The following is a 507-nucleotide window of genomic DNA, read 5'->3' as shown; positions in this document are numbered from 1 at the left end:
CGGGCTCACCGCGGAGCGCTGGGCGGCCGCCGACGCGCACATCACCCGGCTGTGGAGGTACTTCGACGCCTACAGCGGGGCCCTGGCCGCCGCCCGGGAGATCCGCGAGCGGCGTCGCTGGCCGAATCGCGAGGAACTGTCCGAGCTCACCGAGCGCCTGCGCGGGCCCGGGGTGCTGATCGCGGGGGCCGCGGTGGAGGGTTCCCCGCTGGCGGAGCGGTTCTCGCTGGCCGAACTCGTCGCCCGGATGAACGAGCTCTACGCGAGTTCCTTGGACCTGGTGGTCGCCGCCGACGCGGTGTGGTCGGCGCTGCCCGCGCGGATCGACCTGCTCGCCGCCGAACTGCACCGCGACCTCGACACCCTCGTCCACCGCATCCGCGACATCACCCACGCCGTACCCCACCGCCACCCCATGACCGCCCCCTGCCCTCGGTGCGACACGTTCGGCCTCGTCCGCACCGACGGCCAATGGCCCATCACCTGCACCGCCTGCGGCCACCAGAT

General features: G+C 73.6%; 1 pseudogene. It reads left to right on the top strand.

From position 1 onward, the window contains the following. Nucleotides 1–507 (top strand): annotated as a pseudogene (locus G3I71_RS46680) (hypothetical protein); the annotation flags it as partial.

The organism is Streptomyces sp. SID12501 (assembly GCF_010550245.1).
GTDB lineage: Bacteria > Actinomycetota > Actinomycetes > Streptomycetales > Streptomycetaceae > Streptomyces.
Note: the sequence above shows the minus strand (reverse complement) of the source record. Positions and strands in the feature narration are given on the sequence as shown.